The sequence below is a fragment of the Marinomonas sp. ABL3_031 genome (genome assembly GCF_056161265.1).
Map to the genome: position 1 here is coordinate 75,454 of NZ_JBSWYU010000004.1, position 18,942 is coordinate 94,395.

Consider the following 18,942-nt stretch of genomic DNA (forward strand, 5'->3'; position numbering starts at 1 on the left):
ATATTAGAGGTGAGAATCATGAGTAACGAATCTAACGACACTACAAGCTTAAGAGAATCTGCCACCTTTGATCGTGCCACCATGGCAGAAATACGCCGTGCTGCTGATACAGGTATTTATGATATTCGTGGCTTTGGTGCCAAGCGTAAAGTGCCGCATTTTGATGATTTGCTTTTTTTGGGAGCGAGTATGTCCCGTTATCCTTTAGAAGGATACCGAGAAACCTGTAACACCTCGGTTGTGTTAGGTGATCGCTTTGCTAAGAATCCGATTAAGCTGGATATTCCCGTCACCATCGCGGGAATGAGTTTTGGTGCTTTATCGGCGAATGCGAAAGAAGCGTTGGGACGTGGGGCCTCTATTGCAGGTACTTCTACCACCACAGGTGATGGTGGCATGACGCCAGAAGAACGTGGTCAGTCTAAAAAGCTGGTTTACCAATATTTGCCGTCACGTTACGGTATGAATCCAGATGATTTACGTAAAGCGGATGCCATCGAAGTGGTTTTGGGGCAAGGCGCTAAACCTGGTGGTGGCGGTATGTTGTTGGGACAAAAGATTACCGATCGAGTGGCGCAAATGCGTAACCTACCAAAAGGCATTGATCAGCGATCTGCATGTCGTCATCCTGATTGGACTGGTCCAGATGACTTAGCGATCAAAATCCAAGAACTTCGAGAAATCACCGATTGGCAGGTGCCTATTTATATAAAAGTGGGGGCAACTCGAACTTATTATGATGTAAAACTTGCCGTGAAAGCAGGCGCCGACGTTATTGTTGTTGACGGTATGCAAGGTGGAACGGCAGCGACCCAAGACGTTTTTATTGAGCACGTTGGTATTCCGACTTTAGCCGCCATTCCGCAAGCGGTTCAGGCATTACAAGAAATGGGCATGCACCGTAAAGTGCAGTTAATCGTATCCGGTGGCATCCGCAATGGTGCGGACGTTGCCAAATGCATGGCGTTGGGTGCAGATGCTGTGGCAATTGGAACGGCCGCTTTGGTCGCAATTGGGTGTAATGATCCTAAATGGGAAGAGGATTACCAAAAAATTGGCTCGGCGGCGGGTTTCTACGACGACTATCAAGAAGGTAAGGATCCAGCGGGGATTTCCACTCAGGACCCAGAACTCATGAAACGTTTGGACCCAGTGACAGCGGGAAATCGATTGGCGAATTATTTGCGAGTGTTAACCTTGGAAGCGCAAACTTTGGCTAGGGCATGCGGTAAAAACGATCTGCGAAATTTGGAACCTGAAGATTTGGTGGCCTTGAATGTCGAAGCGGCTGCCATGGCGCGAGTTCCTTTAGCAGGGACGAATTGGATCCCTGGACAGCAATATTAACGATTACTAACCAACTCTAGTAAAGCATTTAACCACGCTTTTGCGTGGTTAAATGCTTATAAAGGGTGATGTTAAGTTGTCAAAGCAGGGGTGAAAGTTTTGGCTTATCGTTTTGATGAAATGTAAGAAAAGATCCGTTTTATGAATATTCTGCAAAGTACTAGATACGCAGACTTTTCTGTTTTGATCTTGCTTATGCTGGCGCTACCAAAGATATGGACTGCGCCGCTTTTAATAATTGATTTTTGGCAATATCGAATTTTTCTGGGTTGTTCATGACTTGATCTGCCCCCGAAATATTGATGGCGGCAATGGTGTTACCTAGGTAATTCTTAATCGGCGCGGCAATGGCGGTGGCATTGTCTGAGCGGTTGCTTGAGTAGCCCTGTTGCCATTCCTCTTGAAGTAAGTGTTTGAGTTCAGAGAGGGTCTGTGGATGGGGGCTTGGATACATGTCTAATGCTTGTGTCTGATACATGGCATTCAGCTCAATATCACTTAACTGCTGTAATAAGACACGTCCCATGGCGCTGGTATGACAGGGCAGTCTGGTGCCTAAAGGAATGTTAACCGATAGACGCTGAGACGCTTGAGCACGATAGATATAAAGCGTATCCAAACCATCTCTCACGGCCAGATGACAGGATATGGAGGTTTCATCTCGCAGTTCGTTAAGGTATGGAGCAGCAATATCAATCAGTTCTTTTCCTGCAAGGTAGGCAAAACCTCGGGAAACAATTTGTGGACCCAGTTCGTAGGCATTGCGCGCCACCTTTTTTAAGTAACCTCGATCAAGCAAGGTTTGCACTATCCGATAGGTGGAGGATGCGCTGACATTTAAATGATCGGCAAAGTCTTGCGTGCTCAACACCCTGTGTTCAGCATCAAACAGCTCAAGAATGTGCAGACCCCGAGTCAGCGCAGGCACATGATAATCAGTTGTCTTGTTCATTTTTTCTCCAAATACAAAGGATAAATTCATCTGCGTAGGAATTAGCGATATTTTTGACTTACTTTCGTTAAGTTATTGTCATTTAATTTTCCTGATAATATATTTAATTTACTTTAGATAAACAAATCAGATGTGTGAATTTTGTTTAGTGAACGCGTTATTGGAGAAGAAATGTCGGAATCAAATACATTTGTACTTAAGGCTGCCTGTAATGCCACAAGTGGCATTGTGGCGTCAGTCACTTCCTACTTAGCGGGGTTAGGGTGTTACATTTCTGAGATGCATCAGTACGACGATGAAGAAAATCAGCGATTCTTTATGCGTGCTGTTTGTCGCATTGAATCCGCCGATACGTCTCTTGATAAAATTCGCGAAGGTTTTGGTGCCCAAGTTTCCCAGTTTGATATGGAATGGGAGCTGTTTGATGCGGCTGAGCCGATGCGCGTACTGTTAATGGTAAGCAAATTTGATCACTGTCTGGATGACTTGTTGTATCGTCATCGTAAAGGCGAATTGCCGATGGAGATCACGGCCATTGTTTCTAATCATAAAGATTTACGTGCGATGGCTGAGCGTGAAGGCATTCGCTTTGTGTATTTGCCAGTAACGAAAGAGAATAAGCCTGAGCAGGAAGCGGCATTGTTGCAAATCGTAGAAGAGACTCATACCGACCTGGTGGTGTTGGCTCGATATATGCAAATTTTGTCGGACAGTCTATGCAAAGCGCTGCATGGTCGTGCGATTAATATTCATCACTCCTTTTTACCCGGTTTTAAAGGGGCCAAGCCTTATCATCAAGCTCATGTTCGCGGTGTTAAGTTGATTGGTGCAACTGCACACTACGTTACCTCGGATTTGGATGAAGGCCCAATCATTGAACAATCCGTGCAGCCGGTTGATCATTCTTATTCCCCAGAACGCTTGGTGGCTGTGGGACGTGATACTGAGACGGTGGCTTTAGCAAGTGCTGTACGTCTTCATTTAGAACACCGCGTCTTTATGTATGGTAATAAAACCGTGGTCTTTAAGTAATACTCGGCCCGATCTTGTGACCGACATAAGTGACATCGCATAAAGTGACACAGAGAGTCGTCTTATCAGTTTTGTTGTTTGTATTTTAGAGTAGGCAGCCGCTAAACATGCCAGAGATCAAGTGAACGGATTACGCCATACACTTAGCTAAGTGAGGACACAGTCTATGCCATTTTCATTATTGAAATATGGGCTTTCTAACGATTACCCATTTGAGAAAGACGCAGACTTGCCTGCGCCAACAGAGCTCAAACGTCACTATGATGTGGTGATTATCGGTGGTGGTGGCCATGGTGTTGCTACTGCTTACTATCTTGCCAAGTACCATGGAGTGACGAACATTGCCGTTTTGGAAAAGGGCTATCTTGGTGGTGGTAATACGGCTCGAAACACGGCAGTGATTCGTTCTAACTATCTCACCTCCGAAGGGGTAAAGTTTTATAAGCAATCAGTGGATTTGTTCCAGGGTCTGTCAAACGAATTTGATTTTAACATCATGTACTCCTCTCGTGGTCAGTTAACTCTTGCCCACACTGACGCCACAGTGCGTTCTTTTCGTCAACGTACTGAAGTCAATAAACATTTTGGTGGGCGTACGGAGTTGATTGATCCGCAACAGATACAAGAATTGGTACCAACACTTAATATGAATCCGGCTGACATGCCTATTCTTGCTGGTCTTTGGCACATCGATGGTGCCACCGCACGTCATGATGCGGTGGCGTGGGGCTATGCTAAGGGTGCAACTCAACGAGGTGTTGAGTTGCACCAGCTGACCGAAGTCATTGGGGTGACGGTTGAACAGGGCAAGGTGACAGGTGTGACAACCAATCGTGGCAAGGTGAGTTGTGCTTGTGTGGTGCAAGCGGTTGCAGGCAATAGTTCTCTGGTCGCTGCTATGGCGGGTATCAAGATGCCGATTACCACGTATCCATTACAAGCCATGGTGACGCAGCCAGTGAAACCCTTTTTAGATCCCTTGGTGAGTTCATCTGCATTGCATTGCTATGTGCAGCAAACGGGTCGCGGAGAAATTGTATTTGGTGGTGGCTCAGACCCTTATCCGCTTTATAACACCCGTTCTACCTTAGATCTCAAAGAAAGCTTGCTAGCCAGTGCCGTCGAGATGTTTCCTTTCATGGCAAATCTCAAATTGATGCGTCAATGGGCAGGGATCACGGACATGACATCTGACTACAGTCCTATCATGGGGTTAAGCCCAGTGGAGAATTACTATCTTGATGCGGGCTGGGGAACCTGGGGCTTCAAATCAACGCCTATCTGTGGCAAGACCATGGCGGAACTGGTTGCCAGTGGCGGCCAAGTACCTGAATTGATTGCGCCTTTTGCCATGGATCGTTTTGATGTTTTCCGTCAAGTCAATGAAATGGGCGCTACGGCCGCTAGCCACTAGGAGATCGCAATGAAACTAATGACTTGCCCACTGAATGGCCCAAGAAACATTTCAGAGTTTGTTTATGGTGGTGAAGTAAAAACCATGCCCAACCATAAAACCTGTACTGATAAAGAATGGGCTGACTATGTTTTCTACTCAGATAATACCATTAGACTTGTCCAAGAATGGTGGTTCCATTCCCCCTCTGGATATTGGTTTATTGCCGAACGACATACGGCTTCAGACGAAATTTTACGAACCTTTGATCCAAGTGACTTGTATCAAAAAACGGTTGAATTTGCTCAGACAGATTCTGCTTCGGAGGTGTCAAAATGAGTGGTTTAGAGCGTCTGGCAGCACCACTTGGTTCATTAATAGACCGCAACAAAGAAATCCGTTTTGAGTTTGAAGGCACTCGTTATCGTGGTTTTCAAGGTGACTCTATTGCCAGTGCTTTAGTGGCGAATGGTCAATGGTTAATGTCACGTTCCTTTAAATATCATCGACCAAGAGGCCCTTTGACCATGGCCGGTCAGGATGCCAATACACTAGTGCAGTTGCCCCAAGAGCCCAATGTCTTAGCCGACCGAGTTGAGGTGGCTGACCAAGCTGTGGTGATGGGACAAAACTACAATGGCTCTTTAGAGCATGACAAAGACGCCAAGCTGGGCTATGGCAGCCGTTTTATGCCGGTGGGTTTTTATTATCGTGCTTTTTATAAGCCAAAAGGCATTTGGGATAAATGGGAACCTTTTATTCGCAAAAAAGCCGGTCTAGGTGTGGCGGATCTTGATTTCAAACCGACTTATCATGATAAAGCGTACGCGTTTTGTGATCTTGCTGTTATTGGTGCTGGCCCTGCAGGCTTATCGGCCGCTATTCATGCGGCGGATGGGGGCGCAGATGTTATATTGATCGATGAAAACCCGCAACTGGGTGGCGCATTAACCTACCATCGTTTTGATATGGAAGGTCAGTTGGCAGAGGACACCTTATCTAGCTTAGTGGAAAAGGTGAAACAACACCCTAAGATTCGTGTACTTGTCAATGCTACTTGCAATGCTTGGTTTGCCGATAATTACTTGCCAGTCATTCAGGGCAACAGAATGTTTAAGCTGCGCGCCAAACAATGTGTGGTGGCCTCTGGTGCGTTTGAGCAGCATGTGGTGTTTCGCAATAACGACTTGCCGGGCATCATGATGTCCAGCGCAGCCATGCGTTTAATGAAACATTATGCGATTAAACCAGGGCAAAAGGCCGTTGTGTTGACTGGTAATGATGACGGTTACCTTGCCGCCATTGAATTGGCTAAGAATGGCGTACAGGTGTCTTTGCTGGTGGACATGCGTAAAGAAGGCGTTGAGGCAGAATTACTCGCAGAAGTTGAGAGATTGGGTATTAAGGTCAAGCGACAAGCGACCGTTTATGAGGCCATTGCGACCAACGACAAAAAGCATCTGGCGGCGGTAAAGGTTCATAGCATTTCAGGACAAGGGCAAGTGGTGATGGATGGAGTGACCATTCCATGTGACCTCTTGTGTATGTCGGCAGGCTATATGCCCATTTACCAATTGCTTTGTCAGGGCGGGGCGCAATTGGAATACGAAGATGCCAGTGCGCGCTTTAGCTTATCGAATTTACCCAACAATGTGTTCATTGCAGGCTCAGTGAACGGTGTTCATGAGCTGGAAAAGGTAGTGTTGGATGGACAGCGCGCTGCGCAGGATGCTCTGCTGGGTCTCAAGTTAACGGATGCGGCTCTTCCACAGGTCATCTGTGAGCGAAAAACTAATTTCGACTGGCCTATCTTCAAACATCCAAAAGGCAAAGACTTTGTCGACTTTGATGAAGATTTGCAAGCCAAGGATATTGTCAATGCGACCCGCCTTGGCTACCGAGATGTGCAACTGGTGAAGCGTTTTTCTACGGTCGGCATGGGGCCGTCACAAGGACGTCATTCAGCCTTGCCAACGGCGCGTTTGGTGGCTCAAGCCACGCAAAGAAGCGTCAGTGAAACTGGAGTAACAACGGCGCGTCCGCCTTTTGCTCCAGAGAAGCTGGCCAGTATTGCTGGGCGCATTTTTAACCCTCATAAATACACGCCCATGCATCAGCGTCATGTTGAATTGGGTGCGCATATGATCCCTGCGGGTATTTGGCGACGTCCGGCATTTTATGGCCCAAAACAAGATCGTAATGTTTTGATTGAGCGTGAGGCCTTAGCGGTACGTAATGGCGTTGGTATGATCGACGTAAGTACCTTGGGGGGAATTGAGCTACGAGGCCCGGATGCTGCCGAATTCATGAATCGTATGTACACCTTTGCCTTTATAAAACAACCGATTGGCAAAACGCGTTATGCAGTATTGACCAATGAGCAGGGTGTGGTGGTAGACGATGGGGTGGCTTGTCGAATTGCGGAAAATCATTTCTATGTGACGGCGACAACCAGTGGGGTCGATACTGTCTATCGAGAAATGACCAAGTGGAATGCCCAATGGCGTTTGCAGGTGGATATTGCCAATGTGACCTCTGCTTTTGCTGCCGTAAACGTCGCCGGCCCGCTGGCGCGTAAAGTTCTGGAAAAAGTCTGTCAGGATGTGGATTTTAGCAATGAGGCATTTCCCTATTTAGGTTACCGAGAAGGTGCCATACTTGGCATGCCTGTTCGTCTTATGCGAGTGGGCTTTGTTGGCGAGTTGGGTTATGAAGTGCATATGCCAAGCTTATTTGCCCTCAAGATTTGGGATCTATTGATGACGGCGGGAGAAGAATTTGATCTATGTCCATTTGGGGTTGAGACGCAACGATTATTGCGCCTTGAAAAGGGACACATCATTGTCAGTCAAGACACAGATGGCATGTCCCATCCGGGTGAGTTGTCGTTAGAATGGGCGATTGCCCGCAATAAGCCTTTCTATGTTGGTAGCCGCTCCGTTGATATTGTGATGGCCCGTGAGCAAACGCGTAAACTGGTTGGCTTTACCTTAGACAAGACCCTACCGAAACCTGAAGAAGGGCACATTGTACTGGATGGTGTTGGTGGCGATGCCAATATCACTGGTAATGTCACTTCCTGCGAATATTCTCCTACCTTAGGGGAATACATAGGCCTTGCCTTTGTTGGCATTGATCAGCAAGACATAGGTCACAAAATACCTATTCGTGTGTCGGGAGAAGCGGTCTTGGCAAGGGTGGTGGCATTGCCATTTTATGATCCAGAAGGTACTCGTCAGGAGGTGGTTTAATATGTTTTTATTTGCCGTTAATGCTAAGCCTGAGCTGCGCACAACACAAATCCATCCTACGTCTTCAACAACAAGCCGCATTAAGATAGAGGATTACACGCAAGTCTCACGTATCGGTTTTCGAGGCCCTGATGTGGAAGCCTTTTTAGCTTCCGAGCACTTGCCTGTTCCAGCTAAGCCAAACCTTTCTTTGTTAGATGTATCAGGTATTCGAGTGGTGCGTTTAAGTAATACAGAGTTCTGGTTGTTGGATGAAACTCAGCAAAATGCCGAGCGCTTAATGGATATGGAGGTGCAGGCACTCAAACTGGAAGGCATATACCGTTTGTATTGTCAGCATAGTCACGCCATGTTTCTTTGCCGTGGTGAGGATTGTGAATCCATGTTTGCAAAGGTGTGCGGTGTGGATTTGAGTCAGCATGCTTTTTTGGAAAATCTGGTTGCTCAGACCTCTGTCGCGCGAGTTAATGCCATCGTTATCAATGCCGCGTTGGAAGCTACACCTGGGCGTTTTTTCGTATTAAGTGATATAGCCAGTTCGCAACATTTGTGGGATGCATTATGGGACGCGGCGGAAGAATTTTAAATGGCTTGGAGAGAGTGAAAAAGCTTTTATGTCTTTCTTCAAAGTTGGCCGAAATTCTTTGTAAACCTTGATCAGCAATAACAACAGCATGATGATGGCTATTGTTATTGCTGACTTTGGCGTTAGTTTTTACTTACTTGGAATTGACCCACTAAGGAATTGAGCTTTAAAGCAGACAGTCCGACACGCGATGAGCGTCGCTGTAAAGCGGCAATAGAACGCTTCATTTGCTCTGTGGCCGCTCCCATTTCTTGCGCGGTATTGGCATTTTCCTTGTTGGATTCATTGAGCAGCGACATGGCCTCAAATAAAGTATCCACCAATTCATACAGGCTGTTGTCTTCGTTACTAGATTGTTCGTTAACTTGTAGATTGCGGTCGACGTTTTCTGCGCCTTTTTCCATGAAATGAACCGCATTGCGAGTTTCTGCTTGTATGCCTTCGAGCATGTTTTGAATTTCTTCCGCTGCGTCTGCGGTTTTGGCAGCCAGACTTCGTACTTCATCGGCTACTACTGAGAAACCGCGACCATGCTCGCCTGCCCGCGCCGCTTCGATAGCAGCGTTTAAGGCCAATAGGTTGGTCTGGTTGGTAATGTCGGAAATGGTGGTGATGATACCAGCAATTTCATTGGTTTTTTGATCTAAGGATTTGACCGATTCTGCTGAAGTACGCACCACGTCGCGAATTTCTTGTGTACCCGTTTTGGCGTCCTCTAAACGTTGCTTGGCGTTGGCAACCACTTGATCCATTGTATTTTTGAGGTTGTTGGCGGTTTGAGAAGCACTTTCCACTTCGTCCACTTGTTTCTGGAACATGCTGAGCATGTCTTCCACAGTGCTGGCCAGATAATGAGAGGCATCTTTGGCTTCTTCATTGGTGTGAACCATGAATTGGTTGGAGTTTTTCACATTTTTGCTGGCGGAAATGACTTCCCCTATGGTGTGATCAAGATTGTCGATGAAGCTGTTCATCCAGCGTCCAAGATCCCCTGTTTCATCATTACTCAGCTCACCATGCAAACGTTGCTTAAGATTGCCTTCGCCTTCTGCGATGGTTTGAATGACTTCCGTCATTTGGCTCATGTTGCGACTGATTTTATGCGTGCCCAAGCGGTTGAACAAGATTCCAGCAAAGAGCAGACAAGCAAATGAAATGGCTAAATCACTGGTAATAGAAAGGTCAGTATAGGCATGTAAAGCAGAGCAAATCAGTAAGGGAAAGGTGGAGGCTAAAAGATAACCTTCCATCAATTTTATATTGATGGAGCGACGTCGGTAGACTTCTTCTAAATCTCCCTCACACATCATGCCCCAAATATCTGGACTGCCTTTGAGTTGGAAAGTTACACCCTTACCTATGACGGGAATGTGACGATAGTCGGAGTAACCCGGATAGGTCACAAAAAGGTTGTGACCATTCTTAATCGTTTCTCTTACACCTGGATGCAATTGCTGAGTGGCAGGGTCGGTAAAGCGAATCTCGAACTCAGTATGTCGTTGTACTTTGACGATGCCCCAGTTTGTGTTAACACCACTTTTGAGGTTTTCACCATGACTGAAGGTGTCATCTTCAAAGCGTGATCTGGATAAGGCTATTCCTGGCAAAATGTTCGGATCAAAATGGGGTTTGACCATAAACAAATAATTGTCACCAGATTCTTTATAAATGTGACCCGCTTCACGCTGAATGATGTCCCCTAAGACATCATTTGGCACCCGTGCGCAAATGGCACCCAGTGCTTGACCATTATGCTTTATTGGCAGATAAAACATGAGCGTCACTGCGTCATGGAACTTTGAGCTAGATGGGCCAATTTTCAATGTGTTTTGATCCACATATGGCCCATGTAGAAAATAGTCCTTTAGCCCTTCATCAACCGCTTTTGGATTGAGATCCTGTTGGCCTATTCGAGCTTTCTCGGTCGAGTTGATGACTATTCCTTGCTCATCAATGACAAAATATTCACTTACGTCGGCGACGATATTGAACCTTTCTTCCAGTGCTGCCGAGTCAATGTTGGGAAAGTTCTCAGAGATGATTTCCAATAATACTTCTAACTGTGACCACTGATTATTTACCCAAGTATTGAGTAGTTTTACTCGAGTGTTGGCAATACCTTCAAAGGTTTTTTCAACATTTGCGTAGGTGTGTCGGTTGAGATAACAAGATTTAAAGAGAGATAAACGGCCATTGGTTCCAAACCAAGGAAGCCATTTTCGTTCTTTTGGGGAAAGCGCCATATTGTTACTTTTTAATGTCATTATTTTTATGCTCCGTTGCACTTTGTTCAACTACGTTCGATGTAATTGCGAAAGGGGAGGACAGAAAAAAGCAAAAGTTTTGCCACTTGTTTGGTGTCAATTGAAGTTTAGTTTTATTTGCTAGTAACTAAACATTTATCTAGATTCTTTGACTGAAACTTGACTGAATGATAGTAGATTCTAAATATTTAATGGATTAAATTATTATTTTTTATGCACTGATTTGGTGTTTTATTGAATTTATGGCTCAATTTGGAACAGTGTTTTATATCTAAAATGAATAAAAATATAATATAAAGTAATGAGTTATAGTCGATTTGCCCGTATTTTTGAGCTTGATAGCCTTGCACCAAATTTGTTCTTTGGTGAGGTGCAGGCCGATCAATTTAAAGTTGTTAGGTGAGTTTATTTTTACGCTCAAAAGCATCACGAGTGAGGTTTATAGAAGTATTCTTTTTGACCTGTATATTATCTTCGATGCGGATTCCGCCATAAGGTAAGAAATCTTTAATACGTTTTAGATTACAGCCATGTTGCTTGATCTCGGACTGCATTTTTTCCAACAACATAGGAATAAAATACAGCCCAGGTTCAATGGTGATTACCATATTTTCCTGCAAGGTACGGGTAAGACGCAAAAAAGGTGCATTTCTATCGGGTTGGCTCAGGGTGCCCGATTTATCTTGTTGATGACCGCCCACATCATGTACTTGCAATCCCAATAAATGGCCTAAACCGTGTGGTAAAAATACTTGAGGAATGCGTTTGGCAAGTTGCTCTTCAACACTCAAAGAACAAATATCATGTTGTTGTAACAAGGCGGCTATGCCTTTTAGTGCGGTGTAATGCAAGTCTCGAAAAGCAAGGTCACTGATGGCTTGTTGGCAAAGTGACTGTTCCAGCTCATCTAAGCCAGAAATGAGTGCGGCAAAATCGTCTTGATGGCGGCTGTAAGTGCGAGTGATATCACTGGCGTAACCGCGGCAGTTGGCACCAGCATCGATTAGCAAGGTACGAGAATTTTTAAGGGCTTGCGTGCTTTTATGTTCGTAATGCAGTACCGCTGCATGTTGATCTAAACCCACTATCCCAGGATAGGGTTCTTGTGAGGAGGATTGTTGGCTAGCAGACAAGAAGGCGAGATAAATATCCAATTCACTTTTCCCCTCAAGAAACCCTTGATGAGCCGCCAAATGACCTGCTACGGCAGCATTGGATGCTTGCTCCATGGCATGAATCTCAAAATCCGTTTTTATCGCTTTATCAAAGTCCACATAGGCTTGTAATCCTTCGCATATTGGAATGGATACGAGTTTGTTTGGACCAAGCCAAGCGGTTTTAGTGGGTAAGTCCAAATGCCAATTGTCTGTTTTTCGACAGGGGGTAAGTTGCCATGAGGATTGCCAATCACCTTCGGGAATGGAATTTGTTGCGTGCCAAAAATCATCACGGACAGGCCAAATTAATTCTGGCTTTTGCCCCAGCTTGAGTACGATGAAGGTTTCGGCGCCTAGGCTAAAGGGAAGCCATTGTTGAGCACCAGAATAGGCGCGGAAAGGATGGCTGTGGTCGTCTTGGAAGTAATACGTCTTGTTCCCTGAGGCTAATACAATGGCATCTAATGCGAAATGCTGCATGGCCGCTTCGTAGCGAGCACATAAGGTAGCAATGTGATTTTTATATAGTGTAGTCATAGCAAACTCTTGTCGTTAAAAGAAGATGCGAATGAGTCAACATTCGACAATTTAAACACGACATGGGAAATCATCCATTGAACCTTGTCGTAACGTTCAGGGGGAAGGTGAAGCTTATGTTTCTGGCGTTTGTTTTTGCTGTGAGGCGTTTATTCTCATCAAGGCAAATTTCAACGAGGCATAACAAGAGCAATCTATTTGGATACTAAAGCGAATAGGTTGATGTTTTCAACTGGGTTGAAGGCCTAAACTCCATCAGAGTCGCTTTTTCATCACTTTTTTAGGATGGAACACTGCTATGATTTAACAGGTAGATAAATTTTGGTAACGTAATCTTTAGGTTGTTCGGTTTGATTTGGACCAGTCTCAAATATCTCAAGACCTTCATGATGGCGACGGGGTTTGATTTTGCTAAGACGCATGTAACTGTATAAAACATGCCAGGCTACAGATAAGAATTGATAACGCCCTGTATAGCGTAAGGTTAAATAGTCGCCCTTGAGTGCGATTCGCTCCGGACACAATTCACATGGCACCATATTTTGCACGGGAATGCCTAATCTACCAGTAAACACGTGATGAGCAAGATCAACTTGTCGGTACAGAGCGAAGCTGGGACCTGCGGGTGGATTTTCTGGCCCTAATGCGGTGATCAATTCATGAAAGCCTTGATCCATTTTTTGTGACATGGGTTGATGGTTGACGGTAAAGGGTCGAGTGACCGCATCTAGGTTCGTTAATTGGGTAGCGCCTAAAAAATCAAAGATGGTCTGTATCTTTACGTCAGACGAATGCTTAGCTTGATCTGCGAAGTTCGTTGATAAGGTGCTGTGTTGTAAATGCTGGTGTAATAATAGCATCGCCAGCTCCGCGTCCTTGTCAGCGCGAATGGCGTAATTAGCCTGTTGCCAACGACGCCAGAAAGGCAGTTTTCCGGTGATTTGGAAACTGATCAAGGTGCCTTGTTTTTGCTTGGTGACATCGATATTGAAGTGAAGGTCGCTTGGATAGAAAGCAGGCGCTTCAATTAAGCAGTGAAAATATGGCGCATTGGGGCGACTGGCTTCTAAGTAAACACAACCAGATTGGATCAAATCACCTTGCCAAACTAAGCAAGAGGCCAAGGGAGATAAAGGGTTGGCGTATTCGAATTCCACTTTTGCGGACTTATTAAAAAGTAACCAAGGTAGCCAACTTAACCAATTATTCAAATCCTGCAAATGTTCAATTAATTCTTGCTGATCGGCTTCTACTAATAAGTGATGACGTTTGAAAAAACGGCCACTGAAAAGTTTGCTGTATATCAATAAAGCCAGAATAAGGGCTAAAATTACTAACAAGATCAGTATCATCATTGAACTTACTTCGCCATGGTTGTCTTTATAAGAACATACTTTTGAAGCATAGTGGTTATGTAACCTACTTTACAAGTAGAAAACGATTTTCAAACGGGCAGGGGATGAAAATGAAATCGACACTGGTATGGGATTGGCCAATAAGGATTTTTCACTGGTTATTGGTGGTGTTATTTACGGGTTTGATTCTAACAGGCAAAGCGGAGGAGGATTATATGCAATACCACTTCTACTTTGGCTACGGATTGTCTAGCCTAGTGATTGCGCGAGTTTTGTATGGTTTTTACGGCTCTCGTTATGCGCTCTTTAGTCAGTTTGTGCGCGGCCCTAAAGTGGTTTGGCACTTTGCGAAATCTTTGATCATTGGCAAGCCTTTACATTACCTTGGGCACAATCCTTTGGGAGCGCTCATGGTGATTGCCTTACTAGTGACCTTGACGGCGCAGTGGGCAAGCGGTCTTTTTTCCAGTGACGATATTTTCTGGTTCGGCCCTTTCAATAGTTTAGTGTCCGAAGACACCGCCAGCTTTTTAGTGTCGATTCACCATACATTGCCTGACTATTTATTAGCCCTGGTCGCGATTCATATTTTGGCTGTCTTGTATCATGAGATTCGCCTTAATGAGCGTCTTATTGAAGGCATGGTTCGAGGCCTCAAAAAGCAACCCGGTATACCCGCGCATACACCACGTTGGGGGGTTATTTTTTCCTTAACCATGGGACTGTGTTGGTTGTCTGCTTTATGGCTAATGCCGCTATAAGTATGGGGTAATTGTTTGTTTCGATTGACTAACGGTATAATTTGCATACCTTCAAGCAGTAATGGATTTTTTTGTGTCTGAGCCAGCAACTAGGATTAATGTCGCGAATCTTTTTGATGATTTGCCCAATGCATCACAGCCTATTTATGCCAAGTTAAAGCAGGCCATTATGCAGAAAATTACCACTGGAGAATGGCCGGTTAACCAGCGTGTTCCTTCAGAATTGGAGGTGGTGAAAGCCTTGGGCGTAAGCCGCATGACGGTCAATCGCGCTCTGCGTGAGTTAACAGCGGAAGGGTTTTTGGTTCGACATCAAGGGCTAGGTACCTTTGTGGCAGAAAAAAAAGCCCATTCTGCTTTGTTTGAAGTACACAACATTGCCGAAGAAATCGCCGCCCGAGGTCATCAACACAAGTCTGAGCTTTTAGTATTGGAATCTGCACAAGCCAGTATTGAAGAAGCGGTTAGCTTAGGGGTGCGCACCAATCACAGTATTTTCCGTTCTGTGGTACTGCATTACGAGAATGATTTGCCGATTCAAATTGAAGAACGTGTCGTCAATGCCAGTTTGGCCCCTGAGTATGATCAACAAGATTTTGTCGCACATACTTCTTATGAATACCTGATGAGTGTTGCTCCCATGACGGAAGGGGAACACTTGGTGGAAGCCATTTTACCGAGTGCCGAAGAGTGCCAACGTCTGCAAATATCCGCACAAGAACCTTGTTTGCAAATTAAACGCCGCACTTGGTCTGGAGACGATATTGTGACGGTCGCTCGTCTGTTGCACCCAGGCTCACGCTTTCAGCTGTTTGGTCATTTTGGCCGCTAACTTTCCGGTGTTTGCAAACAAATGTGGATAACTTGGTCTGTTTTTAACAGACAGTATGAATCGCAATCCCGTAGAATTTGTCTGTTAAGCGCAATGAACTCTTGGTCGTAGTTTAACCGTCATACATGACCTTCTTGATCACCTTAATGAAGTTCGCTTTGTGTTGCGCTTCTTCGGCATGATGAAAGTCTTTAATGATTGCATTGCCCGCCACGTAGACGTCTTTAATAAGGTGGTCATTGCAAGCAAATAGCCAACGGTTAATTAAGTCGTCTGGCAGGCTGGCGGCAACAAATGGCGCGTTTTCGTCCAGCACAATAAAGTCGGCGCGATGATTTTCTTGTAAGCCAATGGTCACCTGACAAGCCTGATTGCCACCCAGTAAGGCTTGCTGATAGAGATTATCGCCAATGTGTGACTGAGTCGGTCGATGAAGTCGGTTGCGTTGCTGATCGCGCAAGCGTTGGGTATATTCCAAGGTGCGTAACTCTTCCACCAGCGACAAACTTACATGGCTGTCTGAGCCTATGCCCCAGCGACCATTGGCTTGTTCAAAATCCGTGGCGGGAAAAATGCCATCGCCAAGATTGGCTTCTGTAGTTGGGCACAAACCGACTACGGCTTGTTGCTGAGTGATATTCTGTATTTCCTGCGAATCTAAATGGGTGGCATGTACTAAGCACCAGCGGGCATCAAAGCCGATTTCATTATGCAACCACTGCACTGGGCGTTGGCCACTCCAAGCTAAGCAATCTTTCACTTCTTTTTGCTGCTCGGCGATGTGAATGTGAATTGGACATTCGCTTTTTATCGAGCTCAATACGCTTTCTATTTGTACTTTGGTGACGGCTCTCAGGGAATGAAAACACACCCCCAGCTTGTGCAGCGGCTCAGCTTGTAACGCTTGTCCACAATTCGCCAAGAGCTGTAAGTAATCCTCTGTGGTGTGGATAAATCGGGCTTGTCCGTGGCTTGCTGCTTGCCCGCCAAAACCGGAATAACTGTAGAGCACAGGTAACAAGGTTATGCCGATGCCTGCGTCATTGGCGGCTTGGATCATTTGCTTCGACATTTCGGCCTTGTCTTGATAAGGCTTGCCGCCCACCTGATGATGCAAATAATGGAATTCTGCGATCTGTGTGTATCCTGCTTTGAGCAAGTCTATGTATAACTGAGTGGCGATGATTCGCGTGTCTTCTGGGGTCAGCTTTTGCACCACCTTGTACATTAAGTCTCGCCAGCTCCAAAAGCTGTCATTGGGGTTCAAACTGACCTCCGCCATACCTGCCATGACGCGCTGAAACGCATGGGAATGTAAGTTCGGCATGCTAGGCAATATTGGACCAGATAACACCACACTCTCGTCGGTCGCTGTTTGATTGATGGCCAATTTCGTAATCATGCCGTCTTCAACCTGAAACAGCACATTGCTCTGCCAGCCCGTGGTTAGCCATGCTTGTTTGGCAAAGAAGGTTTGACGCTGTTTGCTGGTATTCATCTGCATCCCCTTTAAGAAAGCTCAGCATAAACTCAAAGATTAGAAAAATGGAGTAAGTATTCTATATTTATATTGTATATACAAGCTTGGTTTTCAATCTGGATTATCTAGCGGTGCATTTTAATTTATTTCTAAAAAATGCTTGCATGTTGCGAAATAGGACACTATTTTAGATTTTAAGTTGTATATACATTTAATTTTCCATTGAAGACATCTTGTTAAGCGCTGTCCGTCAAATGGTATCTAATAAAACGCACACATGAGGTAGTTGATATGTCTCACTCAAGCAATGCAGCAAAGCGTTACCGCGCTGGCGTGGTAAAGGCCGCAACAGGAACACAACTCACGGCTAAGTCTTGGCTGACGGAAGCACCCATGCGCATGTTGATGAATAATTTGGATCCAGATGTTGCAGAAAACCCAGAAGAGTTAGTGGTGTATGGCGGCATTGGCCGTGCAGCGCGTGACTGGGAATGTTATGACAAGATAGTCGAGTCTTTGACTCAGCTAGAAGAAGACGAAACCCTCTTAGTGCAATCCGGTAAACCGGTTGGGGTGTTCAAAACTCACAGCAATGCGCCGCGTGTTTTGATTGCCAACTCGAATTTAGTACCTCACTGGGCCAATTGGGAACACTTTAACGAATTAGACGCCAAAGGCTTGGCCATGTACGGTCAAATGACCGCAGGTTCGTGGATTTACATTGGCAGCCAAGGCATAGTGCAAGGCACCTATGAAACCTTTGTGGAAGCCGGACGTCAACATTATGACGGTGACTTGACTGGCCGCTGGGTATTGACCGCTGGCTTAGGCGGCATGGGAGGCGCTCAGCCATTGGCGGCGACCTTGGCAGGGGCGTGTTCATTGAACATTGAATGTCAGCAAAGTCGTATCGACTTCCGTCTGCGCACGCGTTATGTGGATGAGCAAGCAGACGATTTGGATGATGCTCTAGCACGTATTAAGAAATACACAGCAGAAGGCAAAGCCATTTCCATCGCCTTGTGTGGTAATGCCGCCGAAATATTGCCGGAAATGGTAAAACGTGGTGTTCGCCCAGACATGGTGACCGATCAAACCTCCGCACACGATCCACTAAATGGCTATTTACCACTAGGCATGAGCTGGGAAACTTACCGTGAAAAGTCACAAAGCGAACCTCAAGCCGTGGTAAAAGCCGCCAAACAGTCCATGGCAGAGCATGTAAAAGCCATGTTGGCTTTCCAGCAAATGGGCATTCCGACCTTTGATTATGGTAATAACATTCGTCAAATGGCGATGGAAGAAGGGGTCGACAATGCCTTTGATTTCCCAGGCTTTGTGCCCGCTTACATTCGACCATTATTCTGTCGTGGAATTGGGCCTTTCCGTTGGGCGGCCTTATCCGGTGACCCAGAAGATATCTACAAAACCGATGCTAAGGTCAAAGAATTGATTGCTGACGATGACCATCTTCATCATTGGCTGGATATGGCACGAGAGCGTATTCAATTTCAAGGTTTGCCTGCGCGTATTTGTTGGGTTGGACTAGGACAGCGCGCCAAGTTAGGTTTGGCTTTCAACGAGATGGTGAGATCAGGGGAATTGTCAGCGCCTATCGTTATTGGCCGTGATCATCTGGATTCAGGTTCCGTGTCCAGTCCAAACCGTGAAACGGAAGATATGCAAGATGGCTCGGATGCCGTGTCCGATTGGCCTTTGTTGAATGCTTTATTAAATACCGCTTCTGGCGCGACTTGGGTGTCATTGCATCATGGTGGTGGTGTCGGTATGGGCTTTTCTCAACATTCCGGCATGGTGATAGTGTGTGATGGCAGCGACCAAGCAGCAGAGCGAATCGCCCGTGTATTAACCAATGATCCAGCCACTGGTGTGATGCGTCATGCGGATGCGGGTTACGACATTGCGATAGAATGTGCCCATGAACAAAACTTGAATTTGCCGATGATCACTGGCGATAAATCACATTAAGAGAGA

14 protein-coding genes are annotated in these 18,942 nt (G+C 45.6%); 9 read left to right on the forward strand and 5 right to left on the reverse strand.

From position 1 onward, the window contains the following. The first annotated feature begins 18 nt into the window (after positions 1–18). On the forward strand, positions 19–1,347 hold the full coding sequence (locus ACXAH2_RS06460; protein WP_475077353.1) for an FMN-binding glutamate synthase family protein: 1,329 nt from the start codon (positions 19–21) through the stop codon (positions 1,345–1,347). Positions 1,348–1,540: 193 nt separating this feature from the next. On the opposite strand, the gene ACXAH2_RS06465 is transcribed toward ACXAH2_RS06460, so the two are convergent. Then, positions 1,541–2,299: an IclR family transcriptional regulator gene (locus ACXAH2_RS06465; protein WP_475077354.1), complete on the reverse strand. Its 759-nt coding sequence runs from the start codon at positions 2,297–2,299 to the stop codon at positions 1,541–1,543. 171 nt (positions 2,300–2,470) lie between these two features. On the opposite strand from ACXAH2_RS06465, the gene purU reads away from it, so the two are divergent. The 5 genes from purU to ACXAH2_RS06490 all read left to right on the forward strand — a co-directional run bounded on the left by purU (position 2,471) and on the right by ACXAH2_RS06490 (position 8,561). Further along, positions 2,471–3,331, forward strand: a complete 861-nt coding sequence (purU, locus tag ACXAH2_RS06470) for a formyltetrahydrofolate deformylase (RefSeq protein WP_475077355.1) — start codon at positions 2,471–2,473, stop codon at positions 3,329–3,331. 166 nt (positions 3,332–3,497) lie between these two features. Then, complete coding sequence (locus ACXAH2_RS06475) at positions 3,498–4,745, forward strand: FAD-dependent oxidoreductase (RefSeq protein WP_475077356.1); 1,248 nt, start codon at positions 3,498–3,500, stop codon at positions 4,743–4,745. A 9-nt stretch (positions 4,746–4,754) separates the two neighbouring features. Further along, complete coding sequence (locus ACXAH2_RS06480) at positions 4,755–5,063, forward strand: sarcosine oxidase subunit delta (protein WP_475077357.1); 309 nt, start codon at positions 4,755–4,757, stop codon at positions 5,061–5,063. Continuing rightward, positions 5,060–7,975: a 2Fe-2S iron-sulfur cluster-binding protein gene (locus tag ACXAH2_RS06485; protein ID WP_475077358.1), complete on the forward strand. Its 2,916-nt coding sequence runs from the start codon at positions 5,060–5,062 to the stop codon at positions 7,973–7,975. The genes ACXAH2_RS06480 and ACXAH2_RS06485 overlap by 4 nt, the downstream gene beginning before the upstream one ends. Position 7,976: 1 nt before the next feature. Then, positions 7,977–8,561 (forward strand): sarcosine oxidase subunit gamma, encoded by a 585-nt coding sequence (locus ACXAH2_RS06490; RefSeq protein WP_475077359.1) that lies wholly within the window; start codon positions 7,977–7,979, stop codon positions 8,559–8,561. A gap of 122 nt (positions 8,562–8,683) precedes the next feature. Here the strand turns inward: ACXAH2_RS06490 and ACXAH2_RS06495 are convergent, their stop codons facing one another. The 3 genes from ACXAH2_RS06495 to ACXAH2_RS06505 all read right to left on the reverse strand — a co-directional run bounded on the left by ACXAH2_RS06495 (position 8,684) and on the right by ACXAH2_RS06505 (position 13,874). Continuing rightward, positions 8,684–10,825: a methyl-accepting chemotaxis protein gene (locus tag ACXAH2_RS06495; protein WP_475077360.1), complete on the reverse strand. Its 2,142-nt coding sequence runs from the start codon at positions 10,823–10,825 to the stop codon at positions 8,684–8,686. A gap of 395 nt (positions 10,826–11,220) precedes the next feature. Beyond that, a complete protein-coding gene (gene pepQ, locus ACXAH2_RS06500; RefSeq protein WP_475077361.1) occupies positions 11,221–12,519 on the reverse strand; it encodes a Xaa-Pro dipeptidase in 1,299 nt (432 codons plus the stop codon). A gap of 296 nt (positions 12,520–12,815) precedes the next feature. Then, positions 12,816–13,874 carry an AraC family transcriptional regulator gene (locus ACXAH2_RS06505; RefSeq protein WP_475077362.1) on the reverse strand — a complete coding sequence of 353 codons (1,059 nt, stop codon included), beginning with the start codon at positions 13,872–13,874 and terminating at the stop codon, positions 12,816–12,818. A 110-nt stretch (positions 13,875–13,984) separates the two neighbouring features. Between ACXAH2_RS06505 and ACXAH2_RS06510 the strand changes: the two genes are divergently transcribed. Together ACXAH2_RS06510 and hutC are read left to right on the forward strand one after the other, a co-directional pair. Then, complete coding sequence (locus tag ACXAH2_RS06510) at positions 13,985–14,635, forward strand: cytochrome b/b6 domain-containing protein (RefSeq protein WP_475077363.1); 651 nt, start codon at positions 13,985–13,987, stop codon at positions 14,633–14,635. 73 nt (positions 14,636–14,708) lie between these two features. Beyond that, complete coding sequence (gene hutC, locus ACXAH2_RS06515; protein ID WP_475077364.1) at positions 14,709–15,467, forward strand: histidine utilization repressor; 759 nt, start codon at positions 14,709–14,711, stop codon at positions 15,465–15,467. A 112-nt stretch (positions 15,468–15,579) separates the two neighbouring features. Here the strand turns inward: hutC and ACXAH2_RS06520 are convergent, their stop codons facing one another. Continuing rightward, positions 15,580–16,965, reverse strand: coding sequence for a formimidoylglutamate deiminase (locus tag ACXAH2_RS06520; protein ID WP_475077365.1), 1,386 nt, complete (start codon positions 16,963–16,965; stop codon positions 15,580–15,582). Positions 16,966–17,238: 273 nt separating this feature from the next. Here ACXAH2_RS06520 and hutU point away from each other — a divergent pair, with 273 nt between their 5' ends. After that, entirely contained in the window at positions 17,239–18,936 is a 1,698-nt protein-coding gene (gene hutU, locus ACXAH2_RS06525) for a urocanate hydratase (RefSeq protein WP_475077366.1), read from the forward strand. Positions 18,937–18,942: the final 6 nt, after the last annotated feature.

Excerpts from the sequence above, each read along its gene's own strand:
- ACXAH2_RS06475 (WP_475077356.1), top strand. The coding sequence starts at position 3,498 with ATGCCATTTTCATTATTGAAATATGGGCTTTCTAACGATTACCCATTT.
- hutU (WP_475077366.1), top strand. The coding sequence starts at position 17,239 with ATGTCTCACTCAAGCAATGCAGCAAAGCGTTACCGCGCTGGCGTGGTA.
- ACXAH2_RS06485 (WP_475077358.1), top strand. The coding sequence starts at position 5,060 with ATGAGTGGTTTAGAGCGTCTGGCAGCACCACTTGGTTCATTAATAGAC.
- ACXAH2_RS06520 (WP_475077365.1), bottom strand. The coding sequence starts at position 16,965 with ATGAATACCAGCAAACAGCGTCAAACCTTCTTTGCCAAACAAGCATGG.
- ACXAH2_RS06495 (WP_475077360.1), bottom strand. The coding sequence starts at position 10,825 with ATGACATTAAAAAGTAACAATATGGCGCTTTCCCCAAAAGAACGAAAA.
- ACXAH2_RS06465 (WP_475077354.1), bottom strand. The coding sequence starts at position 2,299 with ATGAACAAGACAACTGATTATCATGTGCCTGCGCTGACTCGGGGTCTG.
- ACXAH2_RS06490 (WP_475077359.1), top strand. The coding sequence starts at position 7,977 with ATGTTTTTATTTGCCGTTAATGCTAAGCCTGAGCTGCGCACAACACAA.
- ACXAH2_RS06505 (WP_475077362.1), bottom strand. The coding sequence starts at position 13,874 with ATGATGATACTGATCTTGTTAGTAATTTTAGCCCTTATTCTGGCTTTA.
- ACXAH2_RS06460 (WP_475077353.1), top strand. The coding sequence starts at position 19 with ATGAGTAACGAATCTAACGACACTACAAGCTTAAGAGAATCTGCCACC.
- ACXAH2_RS06510 (WP_475077363.1), top strand. The coding sequence starts at position 13,985 with ATGAAATCGACACTGGTATGGGATTGGCCAATAAGGATTTTTCACTGG.
- pepQ (WP_475077361.1), bottom strand. The coding sequence starts at position 12,519 with ATGACTACACTATATAAAAATCACATTGCTACCTTATGTGCTCGCTAC.
- ACXAH2_RS06480 (WP_475077357.1), top strand. The coding sequence starts at position 4,755 with ATGAAACTAATGACTTGCCCACTGAATGGCCCAAGAAACATTTCAGAG.
- purU (WP_475077355.1), top strand. The coding sequence starts at position 2,471 with ATGTCGGAATCAAATACATTTGTACTTAAGGCTGCCTGTAATGCCACA.